At 26.3% G+C, this 4,909-nt stretch carries 5 protein-coding genes; 1 reads left to right on the top strand and 4 read right to left on the bottom strand.

Going from position 1 to position 4,909, the window contains the following annotated elements:
• Window positions 1-746: 746 nt before the first annotated feature.
• Both G594_RS19075 and G594_RS0114440 read right to left on the bottom strand, forming a co-directional pair.
• Window positions 747-986: a hypothetical protein gene (locus G594_RS19075; protein WP_051196033.1), complete on the bottom strand. Its 240-nt coding sequence runs from the start codon at window positions 984-986 to the stop codon at window positions 747-749.
• A 187-nt stretch (window positions 987-1,173) separates the two neighbouring features.
• A complete protein-coding gene (locus tag G594_RS0114440) occupies window positions 1,174-1,605 on the bottom strand; it encodes a hypothetical protein (RefSeq protein ID WP_027099218.1) in 432 nt (143 codons plus the stop codon).
• A 117-nt stretch (window positions 1,606-1,722) separates the two neighbouring features.
• On the opposite strand from G594_RS0114440, the gene G594_RS0114445 reads away from it, so the two are divergent.
• Window positions 1,723-2,250, top strand: a complete 528-nt coding sequence (locus G594_RS0114445) for a VanZ family protein (RefSeq protein ID WP_027099219.1) — start codon at window positions 1,723-1,725, stop codon at window positions 2,248-2,250.
• A gap of 83 nt (window positions 2,251-2,333) precedes the next feature.
• Here the strand turns inward: G594_RS0114445 and G594_RS0114450 are convergent, their stop codons facing one another.
• The gene (locus G594_RS0114450) at window positions 2,334-3,389 is read right to left on the bottom strand and encodes a protein rep (RefSeq protein WP_051196034.1); all 1,056 of its coding nucleotides are present in this window, start codon (window positions 3,387-3,389) and stop codon (window positions 2,334-2,336) included.
• 289 nt (window positions 3,390-3,678) lie between these two features.
• Window positions 3,679-4,839, bottom strand: coding sequence for a MobV family relaxase (gene mobV / locus G594_RS0114455; protein ID WP_027099221.1), 1,161 nt, complete (start codon window positions 4,837-4,839; stop codon window positions 3,679-3,681).
• Window positions 4,840-4,909: the final 70 nt, after the last annotated feature.

The following is a 4,909-nucleotide window of genomic DNA, read 5'->3' on the forward strand; positions in this document are numbered from 1 at the left end:
CAAAATGACAAACCAAATAACTCATATAATCCCCCTATTTTTTTCATACTTTACATTGAATATTTGCCTTATTTCAAAAAATATAGTGAATTTAAGTGTATGATTAGTGTATTTTTGAATGTATAATCAGTGTATATTAATGGGTTTTTCATGGGTCAAAACACTCTTTTATACGGCAAATCTTCCATGTAAAGTATAACTCACTATACTTTACTTCGTAAATAGTTCGCTCTACGAGGTTTAAGGGCTTTGCCCTCGGCTATCGCCTCACCCACGACCTTTTAAAAAAGTTCGACCAAAATTTTTATATGTCTCCGACGGTACTCGGCGTATGCCAAGAAGTTGCCCTCCTTTTAGGGAGTGCAACTTCGTTGCTCCAGTATTCACATTTCCATTCCATCAAGGTAGTATTTTAAAAATTTTTATTTCGGATCTGCGTTGCAGCACTCATAAAATTTTTTAAAATCTCCACCTTGATTGCATTTCAATTTCTTCTCTATATTCTCCAGGTATATATTTATATATTAAATATATACCCCATTAGCTTTATGGGAATAAAATCATTACAAAGTATTTATCTAATTACACTCACATATGGTAATTTAATGCCGATATAATCAATATTTATTACCACTTTAATTACCAGTATTATTACCACTACTATTGCCACTTTAAAGGGTGTTACATAACCACATAGTACTTTATTTTTGTAACACCATATGTTACCCCTACTGTAACACCTATTGTTACACATTTAATTTTTCTTTTAGTTTTTGTAATCTCTTTTCTGTTTCTTCAATTCTCTTTTCAATTAACTTCTCTTTTTTGAGATTAAACTCATATCTCTCTACTTCATTTTCAATAACATTAATTATAAATTTACTCATAGTAATGTTTTTGTTGTCACATATTTCTCTAAATCTTTCTTTTAGTTCCTTATCTATTCTAACCCTTATAACTTCTTCTTTTACTACTTCTGTAGCCACAAAATCATCTCCCATTTTTATTTGTTGCTACATTCAACACTAACACAATAACACTTAAAAAATTGTCATTTCTTTGTAGACACAAATAAAAAAGAGAAGGAGCTCTTCTCCTTCTCTGTGTACACATCAATAACCTATTTATTAAAAGCTTTTTTTTATTCAAACAAGATGAAGAATCTTAACAATTCTAATAATAATGATCATGCATTACTGCCCTCAATCTATATCGTCCACTTCCATTTAAAATTTCAACAGTCAATTTATATTTTCCAGAATTCTCAATTTTAAACCTATAAACAGAATTTTCACTAGGATTTTGAGTTACAGTTCCCCAACTTCTTCCCGATGAATCTTTTAACGTTACTTTAATTTTCAATCCACTTATTTCAACATACGTTCCATTTATAAGCTTTTCAGTATCATGAAATACTAAACTAACATTTCCAGGAGTTAAATCATATTTCAGACCTCCATTAACATAACCGCGTCCATGAAATGCATCAATAGTTGCATTCATTTCTGTTCCTGAATCTGCATAAGCATTTTGTGGCGTCATAAAAAAAGTTAAAAACAAACATAAAAATAAACAAATAATCTTGTTAAATTTTACTTTTTTCATTTTGAAATCCCCCTTAATAAAATAAAAATATACTTGAAATAATTTCTAAAGTATCTTAATTTTATATTATTATATAATAAAAACCATTTCAACATTTTTTGTCAAAAGGAGGATTTTATGGTATTTTTAATCTTACTATGGTTATTTCTAAGGTTTATTTTCTTAAAAATAACTTGTAAAAAAATTGAATTTAAAAATGAAATTATAATAAATTGCTTTGCTATATATATAATTTTATTAATTAGAGTAACACTATTACCAATTTCAATGGATGTTATATCACATGAATCATACAAATTAAATCTTGAATATCTACCAATAAATTTAACTCCAATAATTCCATTAATAGATAATGGATCTATTTTTTTAATGCTAAAAAATATATTAGGAAATATATTATTATTTCTACCATTTGGATTAATAACTCCATATATTTTTAAAGAATTAAAAAACCTAAAATCAATGCTTATAACTTCGCTTATAATATCTTGTTCTATAGAAACAATACAGCTCATTGAATACATACTTTCTATATCTGAAAACACAAGAATAACAGACATAAATGATATTATTTTAAATGTATTAGGTTCTTTTATTGGCTTCTATATATTGAAAAAATTTAAACTCGATAAAATAAGAGAGTAGTTTAATTATGTTTGTTATCGGAGCAATATTCACTTTTTTATAACATTTTTTCAATAAAAATATAGATGAGATAGACGAATATTCTATTCTACTTCTATCTCATCTATTAATTTCTTATTTATTTTTTTCTTCTCATCTTCAGTTAATTCAATAACTCTTGTATTCTCATATTCTTTCTTAAACCAATTAAAATAAAGCTTGTACACATACTCTATTTCATTATGCTTTTTATAAACATCTAATTCACCTAGCTTGTACATCTTATGAGCATCTTTAAATAATCCACCAAAGACCAACACTTGCTTTCCCTTTAATGCCTTATAGAATGTTTCAAATACTGGTTTAGACATTAGATAATCACTATCTTTAGCTGAATACTTAGCTAACTCATAAACCTCTTTATAATCTCCTATAGTTGCCTTTCTTACATCAACTTGAGTTATTAAATCATCTCCAGTTGATAGTTGCCATAATTTAAGCCATCTTTCACGAGATATATAATTTCTTGATTTAAAGTAACTTTTATCAACCGCTATAACTGCATGAAAATGAGGATTATAAGTATCATAATTAGGCTCTAAATCACCTATTAACAATCCCCTTTTTAAGTAATAATCCTTCTTTATTTTCCAAAGCTCTTTGGTTATATATTTCTCTTTTTGATATGTTACCTCTAATTTTCTTATGTAACCTTTAACTATAGCTTTAACTTCCTTACGTTCCATAAGTTTCTTAAAGGCTTTATTATATCTTTTTATTTCTTGCTCTAAATCTTCAGCTTTAACATTTGGAGTTGTTAATGTTAAGAATATAAATTCCTTATCTTCTTCTTTTCTCAAATGCTCCATAAGAATACTTATTTCAAGACTATCTTTACAAGCTATTCTCCAACTGCACATAGGGCAAAATCTATTTTTACAGAAACTTCCCTTATTCAATTTCTTATTCTCCATCTCACAATCTGCTAAGAATTCTAAAAAACTCCCACAGTCATTTATTAAAGTTAACATTTTCTTTGATATTAATGGTTCTATGTAATTACTGAATTTTGGGTTTTTTAGTTTCTTATCAGTACACTTTCTTAATATGTCATTATTTGCTTGTTGATTTTTTTCATGATTTTTGATATTATTATCCATAGTAAATATTCCTTTCACCAAAGGAACAATTTATTAGTGAAACAGAATATCATCACATGAAATAAATCTTGCTCCAAAGGTATTTAATTTATTGTTTTTATCTGAACACTAAAAATTATAAATTAGTATACAAAAAAAAGCAAGTTTTTTTCATTTAACCCTAGAGTTTTCAACGGCTCTAGGGTGTTTTTATTAAATCGAAATAGTTACCTATAGTATCAAGAAGGAAGAAACTCAATTTTTTTAACAAAAAATTGAGTAAAAAAATGGGGTAAAAACACCCCATTTTTTATATTTCTAAATCATAAATTTTAGATTTATTTTTTGAATTTTTTAGAACTATTTTTTCAAAGTCTTTTTTATTTTCTTTTTCAATAAATTTATCAAATGATTTTTCCAAACCTACTTTTTCTATAAATTTATCTCTCTTTAAAATTGCTGATTTTAACATTATGTTTTCAAATTCTTTTTTATCTATAATTTCTTTATTACTTTCCTTCAACTTATCAAGTTCAGATTTCAATTTTGCATATTCATAATATCTCTTTTTTTCATTTTCTTTCAGCTCATTTTTATAACGGTCCCTATCTTTTTTTAATTCCTCTAATTGCTTAAGAACTGTTGCATATAAGCTATGTTGGGAATATGCTTTTAAAGCACTATCTTTTAATTTTTCAAAGTCATCTTTATTTATTTTGACTTTGTTTGAAAACAAAACTGGCTCTGATTTCATTTTTTCTATCTGATACATAACAAGACTATTTTCATCTAATGTTTTAGTCATTTTATCAAATTCTAAAGTTTTCTCATTAACTTTATTAGTTAGGTCATCTAATTGCTTTTCTAATCTTTTAACATCTTTTTCTAACTTAACCTTAAACTCTTTAGTTTCTTTATGTTTTGTCTTACTTCCTTCCGTTCCTCTTTCTATATCAAATCCTTTATTTTTTAATACATTCGGTAACTGATCCTGAACTTCTTTCAGGAATTGCCTGTTAATTAATTTCTTTGCTGATAAAGAATTTTCTATTAATGGCACAAATCCTAAGTGCATATGAGGAGTTGTTTCATCAAGGTGTACTGTTGCAGAAATAATATTCTTTTCTCCAACTTTATTTTTTATATAATTTAAGCTTTCTTCAAAGAAAGCTTTTTGTTTACTTAAGGATAAATTTTCAAAAAAACTGCTATCTGAAGATATAATACATTCACAATAAACAACAGCATCTTTTCTTATTGCCCTCTGTGAGGCTCTATTAGCCTCTATAAGCCTTTTTATTTTTCTAAGGTAGTTTATATTGCTTTGATTAATTAAATCGTAATTTAGAGGCGTTTTCGCTTTATCTACATCCTTATTACTATAATTCTCATTCTCTCTCTGATTATGTTTTTGAATTCCAAATACATTTGCTGATTTATATTTTTCAAAATGACAAACCAAATAACTCATATAATCCCCCTATTTTTTTCATACTTTACATTGAATATTTGCCTTATTTCAAAAAATATAGTGAATTTAA

The sequence above is a fragment of the Clostridium paraputrificum AGR2156 genome, assembly GCF_000424025.1.
GTDB lineage: Bacteria > Bacillota > Clostridia > Clostridiales > Clostridiaceae > Clostridium > Clostridium paraputrificum.

What these genes read in the sequence shown, in the direction of transcription:
- G594_RS0114440 (WP_027099218.1), bottom strand. Translation starts at nt 1,605, where the DNA reads ATGAAAAAAGTAAAATTTAACAAGATTATTTGTTTATTTTTATGTTTG.
- G594_RS0114445 (WP_027099219.1), top strand. Translation starts at nt 1,723, where the DNA reads ATGGTATTTTTAATCTTACTATGGTTATTTCTAAGGTTTATTTTCTTA.
- G594_RS0114450 (WP_051196034.1), bottom strand. Translation starts at nt 3,389, where the DNA reads ATGGATAATAATATCAAAAATCATGAAAAAAATCAACAAGCAAATAAT.
- mobV (WP_027099221.1), bottom strand. Translation starts at nt 4,839, where the DNA reads ATGAGTTATTTGGTTTGTCATTTTGAAAAATATAAATCAGCAAATGTA.